This is a genomic window from Treponema sp. C6A8, from assembly GCF_000619925.1.
In the GTDB taxonomy this organism is placed as follows: domain Bacteria; phylum Spirochaetota; class Spirochaetia; order Treponematales; family Treponemataceae; genus Treponema_D.
In genome coordinates, this window is the sequence record NZ_JHVB01000009.1 from 99,477 (window position 1) to 114,225 (window position 14,749).

Consider the following 14,749-nt stretch of genomic DNA (forward strand, 5'->3'; position numbering starts at 1 on the left):
AAAATCTGCAAAAATATTTGCTAAAAGTTGAGGGCGCTTACCACAGCGGCAATACCGGCGCGGCCAACGTTAGAGCTCTTTCCTACACCCCATACCTGATTTCCGTCTTCCTTGGTAATCTGAACATAAGCAATAGCCTTTGTGTCAGAACCTTTACCAATAGAATGCTCGTGGAAGCTTGTGATGTTGAAACGAGGGGCAGGAGTCTGCTTCATGGCATTTACAAAGGCATCAAGAGGTCCGTTTCCATTAGCAGCGATTGCATAATTTTTGCCTTCCCAGGCAACAGTTGCCATACATGCTACCTGTTCATGCTCGTTATCACCGCGTTCACCTTCAATATGACGTTCTGAGATTTCGATAACGTTGAGAGGTGATTTTGTATTGAGCCAGCGGGCTGCAAACTCTGCGTAAAGTTCATCGGCCTTAAGTTCGCGCTGAGCCTTGTCTGCGGCAGTTTTGATAACTTCGCCGATTGCAGGGTGCATAGCCTTTGGCGCAACAATTCCAAAATCCTGTTCCAGAATGTAAGCAGCACCACCCTTTCCACTCTGACTGTTGATTCGGATAATACCTTCGTACTGGCGTCCGATGTCGTGCGGGTCAATAGGAAGATATGGAACATCCCAAACAGCATTGTCTTCCATCTTTGTGCGGGCAGCCATACCCTTGCGGATTGCATCCTGATGTGAACCAGAGAAAGCTGTAAATACAAGTTCACCGGCATAAGGAGTACGAGGGTGAATTGACATGCCTGTCAGGCGCATATAGTCATTTGCAATGTGTTCGATATTGCTGAAGTCCAGCTGAGGATCAACACCCTGTGTGTACATGTTCAAGGCAACAGTTACAATGTCCAGGTTTCCTGTGCGTTCACCGTTTCCAAAGAGACAGCCTTCCACGCGGTCAGCGCCGGCAAGAAGTCCAAGTTCACACTGAGCTACACCCTCGCCGCGGTCATTGTGGTTGTGAAGGGAAATAATGCAGGAGTTGCGGTCAGAAATCTTCTGGCAGAAGTATTCAATCTGGTCTGCAAACTGGTTAGGCAAAGCACATTCAACAGTTGTTGGCAGGTTCAAAATGATTTTATTTTCCGGACTTGCTCCCCATTCCTTCATTACAGCTTCGCACACTTCAACAGCGTAATCGATTTCTGTGTTAGAAAAACTTTCCGGCGAGTATTCCAGACGGATATCTGTGTCGCCGGCATCTTTCAGGCAGTTTTTTACGCATTTTACGCCGTCAATTGCAATCTGTTTGATTTCTTCTTTTGATTTATTAAAGGTGTACTTGCGCTGAGCCGGTGAAGTTGAATTATAAATATGGAAAATTGCCTTTTTTACGCCTTTAAGCGCTTCAAAAGTGCGGATTACAAGATGCTCGCGGGCCTGACAGAGAACCTGAAGGGTAACATCTTCCGGCACGTGATTTTCTTCGATAAGGCGGCGCATAAAATTAAACTCAGTATCAGAAGCAGAAGGGAAACCAACTTCGATTTCCTTAAAGCCAAGTTTTACAAGAATGTCAAAAAATTCAAGTTTCTGTTCAACGCCCATAGGGTTAATTAGAGCCTGGTTTCCGTCACGCAAATCTACAGACACCCAGGTTGGAGCCTTTGTGATTGTCTTTGCAGGCCAGGTTCTGTTTGTGATTGGAATCGGCTGGAATGGCTTGTACTTTTCAACATTTTTCATAAAACACCTCGCAGTTTAGTTTGAAAAAAAAAAGACCCGTCGCAAGGACAGGTCTTTGTTATTTGCAATTTAATCTGAATATGAATAAATCACACCACCTATCGCTTGCAGCAAAAAAGAGAAGATAGAGATAGTAGTAGCAATTTCTTATTCATGGCTCAAGAATATGATATTTATAAGTTTATGTCAATTGAAGTGGGACTAAAATCAGTAAAGTATTACTAAATATGGAAGTTCAGTTTAAGCCCTACGCTTATTATCATTCCCTGTGCACCCTCTCCGGCGAAAAGAGAGCCCAGCGGCAGATAAGTGTGGAATACAGGTCCCAGACGCAGATGAGGAACTAAATCATAAAGCCAGGAAGCGCCAAATGACAGATAGAGAAAGCGGGCATTATCCCAGAAGTACGAATTAATCTTATCCATATCAGAGCCGGCAGAACCAGTGTAGCCCGAATCAGTTTCCTTTACGCCGCCCGCAAGAATTCCAAATCGCATCAAAAAGGCAAGCCCAGTAGAAAACTGAAAGCGTGATTTTTCGTTAGGGTAAAGAGAAAAAACAGCCGGGATATCCAGCAAAAGGCTTACGGTCTGCGAAGTGCGGTTTTCTATTTCAGCAGGAAGAGCCTGCCCGTCGTACCAGAGGTGATACATAGTAAAAAAGCTGAGTGTCGGCTGAAGGGCAATCTTTGTATAATTAGGCCAGAGAAAGCCGATGCTTATCGGGTAGATAACAGGACTCGGAGCGCTTACAAGAGAACTTTCCGGGTTAACGTAAACCGCAGGAGAAAACTCCGCCGTTAAATCAGCAGAAGAAAAAAAGCCTTCTGCATGAAGAGAAAAAAGCGAAAAAGATAAAACTGTCAGAATAAAAAGTTTTTTCAAATGCACCGCATTCTATTATAACTTAGAATACAAACTTTTGTTCAAATTTATTTCAACAAATCCTGCGCGACCTGTTTTATAGAAGGAAGATTCTTCCCATGCCGCATACAAGGTTGTACCCGAAATTACAAAATCAGAGTAAACGTAATCCATAGGAAGCTTTGGAAGGCGGATTGCAACAGGCTTTCCGCCACGAAGGATATGCTTGCCAGGAAGAGCCCCCTCTAAAAAGAGAGTTCCGTCCTCAAATAAAGCAGCGGACCAGGTCTGTGCGATAATGGCCGTTGCGTAAAGTTCCTTGCCGGCGCCAGCACTTCCTGCATTTCCCTCAGTGCCGCCTGCCCCTCCCGCAGGAGCCCAGCCCGTCTGTGCTATGTTTTTATAATTTCTCCACGAAGAACCGCCCGAAGTTTTTACGTCAATTGAAAAATTAGTCTTCTTTGAAAAGCCAGCCAGCAGTTTTTTAATTCTCTCCGGCGCAAACTTATATTCCAGCTGCTCTTTTTTGGCGCGGAATTCGTCCTGTGAACTTTCCGTAACAGAAATATTTGAGTTGGCATTTACCGGGCTCAAAGTCAAAAGTGAAGGAACCGGCTTCCAGTTAATGTAGGTAAAATCAGTTTTTACGTCAGAAATGGTCTTAACGCAGCAGGTCCAGTTAATTCCGTCCCAGTAATAATCAATCACTTCAGAATTAGAAAGCTTTACCAGGTTATTGCAGTTGATAATTGGATATGAAATACGCGACTGAGGATCAAACTGAATCAAAAAAAGGTGCTGGGCATCTGCCGCAGAATATTTATAATCCTTAATCGTATCATTAAAAAAGGCGCTCTTAAAAACAGAAAAAATCGGAGTTTCATTCAAAAAAATAAGGTTTCCAGCAGTACGGTCAGTAAAAATATTTTCATCCTTTGAAAGCTGCTTTTCTTCGCCATTAAAGCTGATGATTCCCAGGCGATTCACCACTGCAAAGGCCTTATTTTCCCCCTCGCTGGTTGCGCAGTTGGCGCTGGAAATACGCACAGCCTCGGTCCAGGGAGTAAGAGGACTAAAAGGAACATTCTGAATCTTATCAATCGGCTTATAATCGGTTCGCGTAAAATAATACCAGGTGTGGCTTCCGTTTTTTGCCTTCATGGAAAGTTCTGGAATCTGACTTTCATTTTCATAAGGGCTAACCTTTTCCTTACAGCCAAAAAATCCCAGAGAAAGAATTACAAAAGTGATGCAAATAAATTTAGTCCGAATGCTCATAATCTTCTGTTAATATCGGCAAGTAGGACAAGTCGGCTGAGACCTTTTTTGCAGTGCTTGCAGAAAGCGTAACTGCATAAGTATTTTCTACTATATAAGCTTGAGCAGTATTTTTTTTCAGTGTAAGAAGATGATATTTCTGAATGATTTGATTTTCAGGAAGAAAAGATGAAAGAAGGTTTTTATCTTGCTGCAGTCCCACCAGTTCCTCTTCTACAGTAAAAACATAGGATGTATTCAAGTATCTGGATTCAAAAATCGCAGAGCTAAGCTTTTCCAAAAGAAGAGCGGAATCTATCTGCCAGGGATTATAAAATTTAGGCTTTGACTCACCCTGGCTTTCAAAAGAAAGAATTGACTGCTCAATATTCTGATTAATTTTTTCCTGCATCTTTTTCCAGTTAAACTGCATCAAAAATCTTTTCAGTTCTTCAGAAGAGAGGCCGTTTTCTTTTCTATTCCTGATGATTTTCTGCATCGCATCTGCAGTAAAGCCCCCTTCCCAGGAAATCCGGCAGCACACTTTTCCCGAATAAAAATCTCCTCCTGCAAAATAGGGATAAAGCGCCCCCGCCGGCTTAAAAAAAGAAACTTCCCCGCCGTCACTAAGGCGAGTAAGGGGAAAAGCCGTAAGAGAAAAAGGTTCGTTTAACTTCAGGGTAAATGAAAAAGATTTTTCTTCACCAGCAAGAAAAAAGACCTTTTCAAAATCGGCAGAACGGGCGCAGATTTTCCAGCGGGAAAGTTGCGGCAATTCTGCCCCAGCCTTCCATTCAGGCAGAATAAATTCAACTTCTTCTTCATCAGAAATCAAAGAATTCTGACAGCCTGCAAAAGTTGCAGACAGCCCCGCAAAAAGCCAGCAGAAAGCAAAAATCCGCATCAAAGTATAAATAATTCTTTTCATACTATAATATATCCGCAGACAATAAAAATTCGGAAACAATAGAGAAAAAAAAATTGCAAAATTGCTATAATCACCGCGGAGTTTGTTTATAGTTATGGGAGCCTCGCCTGACATGTAGCAATTAACGTATAAATATGATAAAATATTGCATATTTATACAAAATTAAGGACATAGATATGGAAAAACTTAAAATCCTTCTTGCAAAGGGAAGAATCTACGAATCAGTTTACTCACTTTTGAGCGACGTAGGAATTTCAATTTACCTTCCTGACCGCACTTATTTTCCAATCACAAATCAGGATGACCTTGCTTTTCAGGTTGTAAAGCCTCAGATTACAAGTGCCCTTCTGGCTCAGAACAAGGCAGATGTAGGCTTCAGCGGAAAAGACTGGGTTTACGAAAACGGAGTTCAGGACGACGTTGTAGAAATCATGGATCTTGGCTTTGACCCTGTCCGCATCGTTGCCGCTATCCCTGACACAGTTGATTACGACAAGCTTCTTAAAGGTCACGTTACAATCGCAACCGAATATCAGGCCCTTACAAAGAAATACATCGAAGACAAAAAAATCGACGGAACAATTTTCCGCACCTGGGGAACCAGCGAAGGCTTTGTTCAGGATAACGACGAAGCTCTTGCCCAGATTCTTGTAGACAACACTTCAACAGGCTCAAGCCTGCGCGCAAACCGCCTCAAGATTGTAGACACTCTGATGGAATCTTCTACCAGAATGTACGCTTCTAAAAAGGCAATGGAAGACCCGGAGAAAAAGCAGAAAATCATGGAGCTCAAAATGCTCTTTGAAACCGTTTTGAACGCCCGCAACCGCGTAATGCTCGAAATGAACTGCTCAAACGAAGATTTTGACACCCTCATCAAGGGAATCCCTTCAATGAAGAGCCCAACCGTTTCTCCTCTTTTCGGCGGCAACGGTTACGCTATCAAAATCGCCGTTAAAAAAAGCGAAGTACCGACCCTTCTGCCAAAACTCCAGAAGCTCGGTGCCACAGACATTGTAGAGTACGAACTTAGAAAGGTTATGTTGTAAGAGGTTACAGGTTATAGGAGTGGAGGGGAAAGCCTTCCCCTGGGTTCAGCCCTGCGGTCTTCACCCACCCCTTCGCCTAGGGGGACGCAAAGCTTACCCCCTAAAACCCCTATCACCTATCACCTAGAACCTAGAACCTAAAACCGGAGGTTAATATGCGAACTGCAACTATAACAAGAAAAACTGGCGAAACACAAATATCACTTACCCTGAACTTAGACGGCAGCGGTAAATGCGACGTAAAAAATCCAATCGGTTTTTTTGACCATATGCTTAAATCTTTCTGCAAGCACGGGCTTTTTGATTTGTCCGGCAGCATTTCTGGCGACCTTGAAGTTGACCAGCACCATACAATCGAAGATACAGGAATTGTTCTTGGTGAATGCTTTAAAAAGGCTCTGGGCGACTGCGCTGGCATTTTCCGCTCAGGATTTTTCATCTACCCTATGGACGAAAGTCTTGTTCAGGCAGCCGTAGACTTTGGCGGCCGTCCATACCTTGTAAATAACGCAAACCTCACAGGAATTCCTCTTGTTTCAGTTCAGAACGGCAAGGAAGGCACCTTCCAGACCGACTGCTTTGAAGACTTCTGGCAGGGCTTCGTAAACGCCGCTTGCTGCAACCTCCACATCGACGTAATCCGCGGCCGCAGCGACCACCACAAAATTGAAGGCGCTTTTAAGGCAGTTTCCCGCGCCATCCGCGCCGCAGTAGAAATCGACGAGCGCCGCGGCGGAACAGTACCTAGTACGAAAGGCGTAATTTAGATAAAATATTTTCATAATATATTACTTACAGGTAAAAAATGCTCCCGGTCAGTAAGTGAGGTTCAAAACCGCGCGATATCGCGCTACATGCTGTTTGTGGATAAGTAACTATAATAATTGCCGCTTTCGCGGCACTCCACAAACAGAATGTTTTTGCCCCTCGCTTCCTTCCCTCGCGCATTTTTTACAGGGAGTGTTACCAATGAAAATCTTAGTTATCGGTGACTCAATCTTAAAAGGCGCCGTAACCGGTACAGCCAGCGGCCATCTTTTTGATATTATAGAAGATTCCAGCCTGAACCTTGCCCAGAAGGCTCTGGGTTTTGAAATGGACAACCAGTCAGTTTTTGGCAACGTTATTTCCAAAGGTCAGCGCAAACTCAACAAAATGCTTGAACGTGGCGAAACTGCCGATTTTTGCATCGTAGAATTCTGCGGCAACGACAGCGATTACGACTGGGCTCTCGTCAGCGAAAATCCAAATGAAGCTCACCAGATGCGAACTCCCTTTGAAGATTACCTTCGCATCTACGACGAAATGATTAAAACACTCCGCGAGCACAAAATCACACCGGTAATTATGATTAGCCCTGCCTTGTGTGCAGAACGCTGGTTCAATCACATTACAAACGGACACAACAAAGAAAACATTCTCAACTTCCTTGGCGGCGACATCGAAAAGCCTTTCAAAAATCAGAAGAGTTACGATGATGCCCTTGCGGAATACGCAAAAAAGAACAATGTTCAGACAGTAAATATGCGTGAGCCTATGCTTGCCACAGGTCATTTTGACGACCTCATGTGTCAGGACGGAATCCATCCGAATGAAGAGGGCTACCGCTTTATGTCAGAAATCTGGATTAAAGAAATCCCAAATCTCAAAAAAGAATTCTAGGAAAATTAAATGAACGAAATCGTAATTTATACAGATGGCGGCTGCCATGGAAACCCAGGACCTGGCGGCTGGGGAATCGTCGTTATTGCTGACGGCGTAGCAAAACAGCTGAGCGGCGGCGAAAAGCTTACCACAAACAACCGCATGGAACTCTGCGCCGCAATCGCAGCGCTTAGCGTCGTAAAAAACACACCGACCTTTGCAGGCCGCCCGATAACCGTAAACATCGACAGCCAGTATGTAAAAAACGGCATCACTACCTGGATAAAATCCTGGAAGGCAAAGGGCTGGAAAACGGCAGACAAAAAGCCTGTAAAAAATCAGGACTTATGGGAGCAGCTGGACGCCCTTAATTCCCAGCTGACAGTCACCTGGAACTGGGTAAAAGGCCACGCAGGCATCCAGTACAACGAAGTCTGCGATCAGCTCTGCCAGTCAGAAATCGCAAAATTCGAGTAAATTATAAGGCAGAGCTTTTGCTTTACAAGTCAGTCTTGGCCTTGAGTAAGTCTTCCTTACTGAAAAGGCTGGCTCTTACAGCTGCTTCAACAATGTCTTCCATTGTAAGTTTTCCTGCATCGCGGGCAGAAGCAATTTTTTCATCCTTTTTCCATGCGCACAAAATACCGCGGGAAGAGTTTACAGCGCCGCCTGCCTTATCAAGAAGGGTTGCCGCAATACGTGCAGCGCCGCCCTGTGCTCCGTAACCTGGAATCAAGAAGAAAATCTCCGGGTACTTATCGCGAATCCATCTTGCATCGCTTTCCTGGGTAGCGCCGACTACAGCACCCATTACACCACAGGTCTGGTCTGGATAGAAAGCCTTAAACTCATCACTTATTCTGGCAAGTTCATCACCTACTCTTTCAAGCAAAAGTCCGCCTTCACTAAGCTTCTGATGTTCAATATCAACCATACCAGGGTTAGAAGTACACAATAAAACAAATCCGCCTTTTCCACCTTTTTCCGGACTGCACCATTCAGTAAAAGGCTTAAGGGTATCAAAGCCCATATAAGGGTTTACAGTAATCAAATCAGTTTCAAAATCACCAGAAAAATGAGCGCGGGCATAAGCACCGGCAGTAGCCGCAATGTCACCGCGTTTAATATCAGAAATGGCAGCAAGACCAGACTGGCGGACAGCCTTCAAAGTCTCTGAGAAAACCTTCATTCCCTCAATTCCCATTGCCTCATAATATGCAATCTGAACCTTAAAGCAGCAGGCAGCATTTTCTTCTGCCACGCGTTTAATCAAAGCCTTGTTGAAAGCAAGAACAGCCGAGGCCGGCGAATCATACTGACTAAGGATATTTTCCGGAATGTAAGAAGGATCGGTATCCAGACCAACGCAAAGTGGACCATTTTTAAGCGCAAGTTCCTGAAGGCGCTGCATATTGTGTTTATTCATGCGCTAAATATATCAATTATATAGAAAAAATTGAATAGAAAAATTTCTTCAGGCCGATAATATAAAATATGAACTTTAAGAAAATCAGAAAGCCTTTAATAATCACGCTGAGCGTAATTTTAGTATTAAATATCCTTCTTCAGCTTTTATGCGTCTACTTTACTCATACAGCCTTCCGCCAGCTTCCGCCGGAAAATGCGCCTGATTCTCCTCTTTTTGTGCAGGAACGTCATCCGCCTTACACTGGAACTAACCAGGCAGAAATATTAAATCAGAAAGAAAAAGACCGCTGCTATCCTCTTTTAAAGGCGGTTTCGGAAGTGGTGGAAATTACAAGCTTTGACGGCCTGCAGCTAAAAGCCTATCTTGCACTAAAAGAAAACAATCATAACTACGCAATTCTCATGCACGGCTTTAAAGACAGCCCAAAATGTGTATCTCCATATGCAGAGCACTTTTATAAAAATGGCTTCAACACTCTTGTTCCAGGTCAGCGCGGCCACGGATGGAGCCAGGGCAATTTTATTGATATGTCTGCCTTTACACCACAGGATGTAAAAAGCTGGATTGAATATATCTGCAAGCTGGACAGCCAGGCCAGAATTGTCTTGTGGGGCATTTCCATGGGCGGCTCAACTGTTATGAGGGCAACAGGCCTTGATTTACCTGAGAACGTAATCTGCTGTATTGAAGACTGCGGTTTTTCTTCTGCCTGGGATGAATTTGTCTATCAGATGAATACCTTTTACAAACTGCCGGGTAAGCTTTTGATGCCTTACTTCAATCTTTACATAAAAAGAAAGCTGGGTTTTGACTGCCGCAAGGTTTCTGCAAAAGATGATTTGAAAAATTCTTCTATTCCAACCCTCTTTATTCACGGGCAGGCTGATACTTACGTGCCTTACTATATGCTGGATGTGGTTTATAAAACTGCTGCCTGCCCGAAAGAAGCGCTTGCAGTTGAAGAGGCCCAGCACGCAAGGGCAGCTTTTACAGCCCCACTTGCCTACTGGCTTACAGTTGATAATTTTCTGAAAAAATATTTCCTTTAAATTTTTCTGACAGTTTCGTGTTCTTCAAGGGAAAGGTCACAGACAATTCGTTTTTCTGTAATTTCTTCCTTTTTAATTGCCTTGAGCAAAAGCTCAACCGCAGCCCTTCCTTTGTGAGAAATATCCTGAGAAATTGTAGTCAGACGTGGAGAAACGAAACGGCACAAGGAAAGATTATCAAAGCCCACAACAGATAAATCCTGAGGAACAGAAAGTCCGCCCTGTCTGGCGCCTTCCACCAGCCCCAATGCAAACAAATCGGCAGTTGCAAAGACAGCAGTAAGGTCCATTTCCTTTCTGGCAAGAGCCGCTCCCCATGAAATTCCATCTTCATAGCCGGTAGCGGTCTGAATCTGCTTTATGAATTTCTTGAGCCCCGATTCCTGCATGGCCTTTACATAGCCCTTATAGCGTTCCTTGATAACAGAATCCTTCTGGTCCAGAAAGCCTGCAAAGCCGATTTTCTTGTGCCCGTTTTCAATCAAATATTTTGTGGCAAGATAGCCGCCCTTTTTGTCATCGATTTCAACAGTCATATAATCGGCGCCGGAAGTATTCATGCTGTCAATAAAAACCAGCGGGCACTGGCAGTATTCCGTGTAATACTTCATGTCATCAATGTTCTGATCCGAAATAAAAATTGCCCCGTCTGCCTGCCAGTTCTGCAGCAGATTTATTGCATGCTGGCGGTCATCGACTGTCTGAATAATTGTATAGTAGCCGTTTTCGTGAATTGCGCTTTCAATTTCACCAAAAAGGTCGCTGACATAAGGGTCTTTGAATACATTTTCTGCGGAAACATAAGTACTCACAAAAACTGCAATCAGGCGGGATTCGTGCTTGGCAAGGGAACGCGCGTTGAGGTTTGGTGTGTAATGCATATCCTTAATGATTTTCTGAACGCGCTCTATTGTCTCTTTTGAAACCTTTGATTTTTTTCCGTTGATGACGTTAGAAACCGTCATAACACTTACGCCGGCTTCCTTTGCAATGTCTTTGAGAGTGAGCATACTTTTTCCTTAGTTTATCGTTACATTTAATTGTAAACGTAATATTGCAAAAAGTAAAATAATTTTTTTTTAACTATTTCCGATTTTGACTTCCGAATTTTCACAGTCGGCGACTATATTATACGTGGGCTAAAAAAGATTTTTACAATGTAAATTTCCCTAGCCCACTAGCACTCTTTGCAAGGCAAAGAGTATTTTAAGAATATTTTGAGAGGAAAAATGAAGCGGATTTATTTTGGACTTTTTATATGGATGACGTTTATTTCATGCGGATTGAATGAATGCGATGAGGGGAAGAGGGCGGCGACAGGCGGCAGTGAAGCAAGATTTTCCATTGTAAACTGGAATGTTCAGACCTTTTTTGACGGCAAGACGGACGGAAACGAATACAAGGAATATAAATCTTCAGAAAAATGGTCAAACGACAAATATATTGCAAGACTTACAAGACTCTGCGATGTTCTTACCAGCATAAATGCAGACATCTGTGTACTGGAAGAAATTGAAAACGAAGGCGTGATTTATGACATTTCAAATCAGCTGGCAGGAAAATCCTGGGATTCCCGTAATAACTGGACCTACAGCTGTTTTTCAAAAGAAGAAGAAAGTGCAATAGGCTGTGCAGTTCTTTCACGTTTTCCCCTCTTCGGAATTAAAAGTCATTCAATCGATATCAGAAGTCAGAGTAAAAAGCAGCCTTCCGTCCGCCCCCTTATGGAAGTTTCCGCTGATATTAACGGGCAGGAAGTTACGATTTTTGTAAACCACTGGAAATCAAAATCTGGCGGGGAATATGAATCTGAAATCTGGCGGGACTGGCAGGAATCTGTACTTGCAGGCAGGCTTGAAGTCCTGAGGGCTCGCGGCGGCAGGGCTGTAATCTGCGGAGATTTTAACCGAAATGCAGATGAGTTCATTCTGGATTTTTCAGGAGGCAAAGACAGCGCCAATACAATTTTCAGAAATGCCAGTCTTTCAGGCTCCCCTTCCCACGTAAAAGCCCGCTCTCCCTGGTTCAAAGCGGACGGCGGCTACGCGACACCAATCGGAAGCTATTTTTACAAAGGCAGCTGGGGGAGAATCGATCATATTTTCACTTTGGGTCAGGCAAGGTTTATAAGTTTCGCCCCGAAAGCAGAAGAGCCCTGGGCAGACCAGGACAAAATACCTGTCGCCTATAAAATCTACAGTGGCAGCGGCTACTCAGACCATCTTCCGGTCCTAGCAAATATTCTTCTTTATTAAAAAGAGGTATTCCTTTACGTGAATATCGCGGGCTTTAAGGTTGCGGCTGCCCCGGAAAGTATTGTAGTCAGATTCCAGCACGCGAACAGAACCGCACTGATTCATCAGCTCAATCATTTCGTCACGGCCGATAAAGCCCTCTGAATTAAAGGAAATGAGCACATAGCGGGCGCGGACATTTTTTACCAGCTCCAGGAAGGCCTGGGCAACCTGACGCTTTTTATTGTAAGACGAACGGTTCCAGCCGGAAGGAATTCCAGAAACCCGGCTGATGCAGTCTGTATCTGGTTCCTTGTAAGAGGCAACCAAATTAAGCATAAAATAATTGGAGCCGTAAGGATGCTGATTATATGGCGGATCAAAATAGGCAAGATCAAAAGTGCCGTCAAAATTACCGCTTGCCCCAGCCTCATAGAGTTCCGGCAGTGTCACCAGTTCATTTGCATTCATGTTAAAAACACGGGACGGACACTCAAACTCGCTGAAGACAGGAAGCTTTAATTCAATATCGCCAAGAATGCGGGAAAGGGCGTTTTTTCCGTTTCCACCAAACTGTCCGATTCCTGTCTTTGAGTTTTTGTAAAAGCCCTTAAAAACGCCCGAAGTATTTGCGTGAATGCTGGCCTCAGAAAGCAGGGGCGCAATAAAAAAGTGGCGGACATCCTCTGGCACCTCAGAGTCTATCAGCTGGCGGGCAAGGTCCAGATAATTTGCATTCCGGGTTGTATAAAAACAGCGGTCATTCTTCTGAATGTTGTTTTCGTCCGCAGGGGAATAGAGCCTTGTAATAAAGCCTGGCACAGGATGATTTCCTGCCGCCCGCATCCCCTGGAGCCTTGCAAGTTCTGACTCAAGTTTTTGGGTCAAGCCGTCATGTATTTGAGCCAATCGGGCGGCAGGAACTTCAGATTTATCAGCTAAATAACATCGGTTAATGATGCAGGAATAATTTTCAAGGTCATTAACCGCAATATAACTTGCAAACTGCTTCAAATAACGGGCAACAATTCCGCTGCCTGAAAAAAGGTCAAGGCAGGAAAGCTTCTTGCGGCCAAGCTCACTCTGAACAATAGAAATGCCCTGCCCGATAAAAGGCAGAAGGGCACGCTTGTTTCCAAGGTATGTGATAAGCTGTTCTGTAAGGTAAGCCTGGCTTTCAGCCTTATTTTCCGACATTAGAGAACCTTAAAGCCTGCACCAATTGAATTCATAACTTCAAAGAAGCCTGGGAAGGAAACACTGCAGCATTCAGCATCGTTGATGATTACACTTTCGCCGGCAGGGAGCCCCAGTCCAAGACAGGCAAGGCTCATTGCAATACGGTGATCTTTAAATGATTCAACTTCTCCGCCGTGAAGTCCTTTTCCGCCTTCGTGGCCGTGAATAATCAGACAGTCCTCGCCTTCTTCCACGTCAGCGCCAAGCTTGCGGAGTTCAGTCTTCATTGCTTCAATGCGGTCAGTTTCCTTTTTGCGGCAGATTTCAACGTCAGTGATAATAGTAGTGCCTTCTATAAAGCAGGCAATTACCGCAAGGGCGCAGATTGCATCCGGGAATGGAGAAATTGTAACGCGGAACTGGCCGTTCGGGCAGTTCTTTGTAGATAAAACTTTTCCGCCCTGCTTTCCGCGAACTGTAAGAGTGCAGTCTTTTTTATTCCATTCAATGTCAGCCCCAATCTGCTGCAAAACTTCTACGATTTTGTCGTCACCCTGGCTGCCAGAACCGTCAATTTCTTCAATTACAATTTCGCTTCCGCTGATAAGGGCAGCTACCAGAGGAAAGGCAACGGCTTCCCAATCAGATGGAACAGTTTTATCAAAAGCCTTAATATCAACAGGGCCGGTAACTGTGATTTTCTTGAAATCCTCGCTGATTGTACAAGGCACTCCGACGCTTTCAAGCCACATTTTTGTCATTGTAAGGTAAGGAGTTTCTTTCGGGTCAGTCAAATTAATATGAAGAGTGCCTTTCAAGCGGCTTGTTGCCATCATAAAACCGCTGATGTACTGGGAAAGTTTTCCGTCAGTTGTAAGAGTTTTGTTCACATCAATCGGACCTGCAAACTTAAAGGGAGGAGTTACCGAGCCCGGCTGCAGGCAGGCTGCATTTCCTCCAAGCTGATTAAGGGCGTCAATCAGATGATTTACAGGACGCTTGCAGATTGATTCGTCTCCGGTAAAAGTACAGTCACCGGCCAAGGTTGATAAAACAGGACACAAAAAATACATAAGGGAGCCTGAGTTGCCGACATCAATCACATCTTTTGGCAGATGAAGATTTTTTCCGGCTCCGCGTACAGTCCAGACAGCAGGCTGACTTGATTTATTGTCCGATGCTTCAGGAACTATAACTTCGGCACCGATCTGCTTTACGGCCTGTACGGTAGAAAGGCAGTCATTACTTGGAAGTGGATTTTTAATATGCGAAGTGCCGTCTGCCAGAGTTGCCAGAATCAAGGCACGGATTGTATGACTTTTTGAACCAGGAACGCTTACGTGTCCTGAAAGAGACGATTTTTGAGAACTAATTTTCATAGTGCCCATTGTAACAAAAACTTTCAAAATTTCCTATTATTTG

General features: G+C 44.1%; 14 protein-coding genes. 6 read left to right on the forward strand and 8 right to left on the reverse strand.

Annotation, left to right across the window (positions count from 1 at the left end; translation table 11 throughout):
- Positions 1–20 precede the first annotated feature (20 nt).
- From leuA to T530_RS0108965, 4 genes are all read right to left on the reverse strand, one after another.
- Complete coding sequence (gene leuA, locus T530_RS0108950) at positions 21–1,694, reverse strand: 2-isopropylmalate synthase (protein WP_027728712.1); 1,674 nt, start codon at positions 1,692–1,694, stop codon at positions 21–23.
- Between the two features lie 221 nt (positions 1,695–1,915).
- Positions 1,916–2,578: a hypothetical protein gene (locus tag T530_RS0108955; protein ID WP_027728713.1), complete on the reverse strand. Its 663-nt coding sequence runs from the start codon at positions 2,576–2,578 to the stop codon at positions 1,916–1,918.
- A 15-nt stretch (positions 2,579–2,593) separates the two neighbouring features.
- A complete protein-coding gene (locus T530_RS0108960) occupies positions 2,594–3,835 on the reverse strand; it encodes a hypothetical protein (RefSeq protein WP_027728714.1) in 1,242 nt (413 codons plus the stop codon).
- Positions 3,819–4,742 carry a hypothetical protein gene (locus T530_RS0108965; protein WP_027728715.1) on the reverse strand — a complete coding sequence of 308 codons (924 nt, stop codon included), beginning with the start codon at positions 4,740–4,742 and terminating at the stop codon, positions 3,819–3,821. The genes T530_RS0108960 and T530_RS0108965 overlap by 17 nt, the downstream gene beginning before the upstream one ends.
- A gap of 177 nt (positions 4,743–4,919) precedes the next feature.
- Between T530_RS0108965 and hisG the strand changes: the two genes are divergently transcribed.
- The 4 genes from hisG (at position 4,920) to rnhA (ending at position 7,913) form a co-directional block, all read left to right on the forward strand.
- Complete coding sequence (gene hisG / locus T530_RS0108970) at positions 4,920–5,792, forward strand: ATP phosphoribosyltransferase (protein WP_027728716.1); 873 nt, start codon at positions 4,920–4,922, stop codon at positions 5,790–5,792.
- Between the two features lie 155 nt (positions 5,793–5,947).
- Positions 5,948–6,559 (forward strand): imidazoleglycerol-phosphate dehydratase HisB, encoded by a 612-nt coding sequence (hisB, locus tag T530_RS0108975; protein WP_027728717.1) that lies wholly within the window; start codon positions 5,948–5,950, stop codon positions 6,557–6,559.
- Positions 6,560–6,761: 202 nt separating this feature from the next.
- Positions 6,762–7,454, forward strand: a complete 693-nt coding sequence (locus T530_RS0108980) for an SGNH/GDSL hydrolase family protein (protein ID WP_027728718.1) — start codon at positions 6,762–6,764, stop codon at positions 7,452–7,454.
- 9 nt (positions 7,455–7,463) lie between these two features.
- A complete protein-coding gene (gene rnhA, locus T530_RS0108985) occupies positions 7,464–7,913 on the forward strand; it encodes a ribonuclease HI (protein ID WP_027728719.1) in 450 nt (149 codons plus the stop codon).
- Between the two features lie 22 nt (positions 7,914–7,935).
- Here rnhA and pyrF read toward each other — a convergent pair whose 3' ends face one another.
- Positions 7,936–8,862, reverse strand: coding sequence for an orotidine-5'-phosphate decarboxylase (pyrF, locus tag T530_RS0108990; protein WP_027728720.1), 927 nt, complete (start codon positions 8,860–8,862; stop codon positions 7,936–7,938).
- A 68-nt stretch (positions 8,863–8,930) separates the two neighbouring features.
- Between pyrF and T530_RS14025 the strand changes: the two genes are divergently transcribed.
- Positions 8,931–9,914, forward strand: a complete 984-nt coding sequence (locus T530_RS14025; protein ID WP_051537917.1) for an alpha/beta hydrolase — start codon at positions 8,931–8,933, stop codon at positions 9,912–9,914.
- Here T530_RS14025 and T530_RS0109000 read toward each other — a convergent pair.
- Positions 9,911–10,924: a LacI family DNA-binding transcriptional regulator gene (locus T530_RS0109000; RefSeq protein WP_027728721.1), complete on the reverse strand. Its 1,014-nt coding sequence runs from the start codon at positions 10,922–10,924 to the stop codon at positions 9,911–9,913. The genes T530_RS14025 and T530_RS0109000 overlap by 4 nt on opposite strands.
- Positions 10,925–11,143: 219 nt before the next feature.
- Between T530_RS0109000 and T530_RS0109005 the strand changes: the two genes are divergently transcribed.
- Entirely contained in the window at positions 11,144–12,169 is a 1,026-nt protein-coding gene (locus tag T530_RS0109005) for an endonuclease/exonuclease/phosphatase family protein (RefSeq protein WP_027728722.1), read from the forward strand.
- On the opposite strand, the gene T530_RS0109010 is transcribed toward T530_RS0109005, so the two are convergent.
- Together T530_RS0109010 and aroA are read right to left on the reverse strand one after the other, a co-directional pair.
- Complete coding sequence (locus tag T530_RS0109010) at positions 12,146–13,345, reverse strand: DNA adenine methylase (protein ID WP_027728723.1); 1,200 nt, start codon at positions 13,343–13,345, stop codon at positions 12,146–12,148. The two genes, T530_RS0109005 and T530_RS0109010, sit on opposite strands and share 24 nt — an antisense overlap.
- On the reverse strand, positions 13,345–14,706 hold the full coding sequence (gene aroA / locus T530_RS0109015; RefSeq protein ID WP_027728724.1) for a 3-phosphoshikimate 1-carboxyvinyltransferase: 1,362 nt from the start codon (positions 14,704–14,706) through the stop codon (positions 13,345–13,347). Before aroA ends, T530_RS0109010 begins: the two co-directional genes overlap by 1 nt.
- Between the last annotated feature and the right edge of the window lie 43 nt (positions 14,707–14,749).

What these genes read in the sequence shown, in the direction of transcription:
- hisG (WP_027728716.1), top strand. Translation starts at nt 4,920, where the DNA reads ATGGAAAAACTTAAAATCCTTCTTGCAAAGGGAAGAATCTACGAATCA.
- T530_RS0108960 (WP_027728714.1), bottom strand. Translation starts at nt 3,835, where the DNA reads ATGAGCATTCGGACTAAATTTATTTGCATCACTTTTGTAATTCTTTCT.
- T530_RS0109000 (WP_027728721.1), bottom strand. Translation starts at nt 10,924, where the DNA reads ATGCTCACTCTCAAAGACATTGCAAAGGAAGCCGGCGTAAGTGTTATG.
- T530_RS14025 (WP_051537917.1), top strand. Translation starts at nt 8,931, where the DNA reads ATGAACTTTAAGAAAATCAGAAAGCCTTTAATAATCACGCTGAGCGTA.
- rnhA (WP_027728719.1), top strand. Translation starts at nt 7,464, where the DNA reads ATGAACGAAATCGTAATTTATACAGATGGCGGCTGCCATGGAAACCCA.
- aroA (WP_027728724.1), bottom strand. Translation starts at nt 14,706, where the DNA reads ATGAAAATTAGTTCTCAAAAATCGTCTCTTTCAGGACACGTAAGCGTT.
- T530_RS0108980 (WP_027728718.1), top strand. Translation starts at nt 6,762, where the DNA reads ATGAAAATCTTAGTTATCGGTGACTCAATCTTAAAAGGCGCCGTAACC.
- hisB (WP_027728717.1), top strand. Translation starts at nt 5,948, where the DNA reads ATGCGAACTGCAACTATAACAAGAAAAACTGGCGAAACACAAATATCA.
- T530_RS0108965 (WP_027728715.1), bottom strand. Translation starts at nt 4,742, where the DNA reads ATGAAAAGAATTATTTATACTTTGATGCGGATTTTTGCTTTCTGCTGG.
- leuA (WP_027728712.1), bottom strand. Translation starts at nt 1,694, where the DNA reads ATGAAAAATGTTGAAAAGTACAAGCCATTCCAGCCGATTCCAATCACA.
- T530_RS0109010 (WP_027728723.1), bottom strand. Translation starts at nt 13,345, where the DNA reads ATGTCGGAAAATAAGGCTGAAAGCCAGGCTTACCTTACAGAACAGCTT.
- pyrF (WP_027728720.1), bottom strand. Translation starts at nt 8,862, where the DNA reads ATGAATAAACACAATATGCAGCGCCTTCAGGAACTTGCGCTTAAAAAT.
- T530_RS0109005 (WP_027728722.1), top strand. Translation starts at nt 11,144, where the DNA reads ATGAAGCGGATTTATTTTGGACTTTTTATATGGATGACGTTTATTTCA.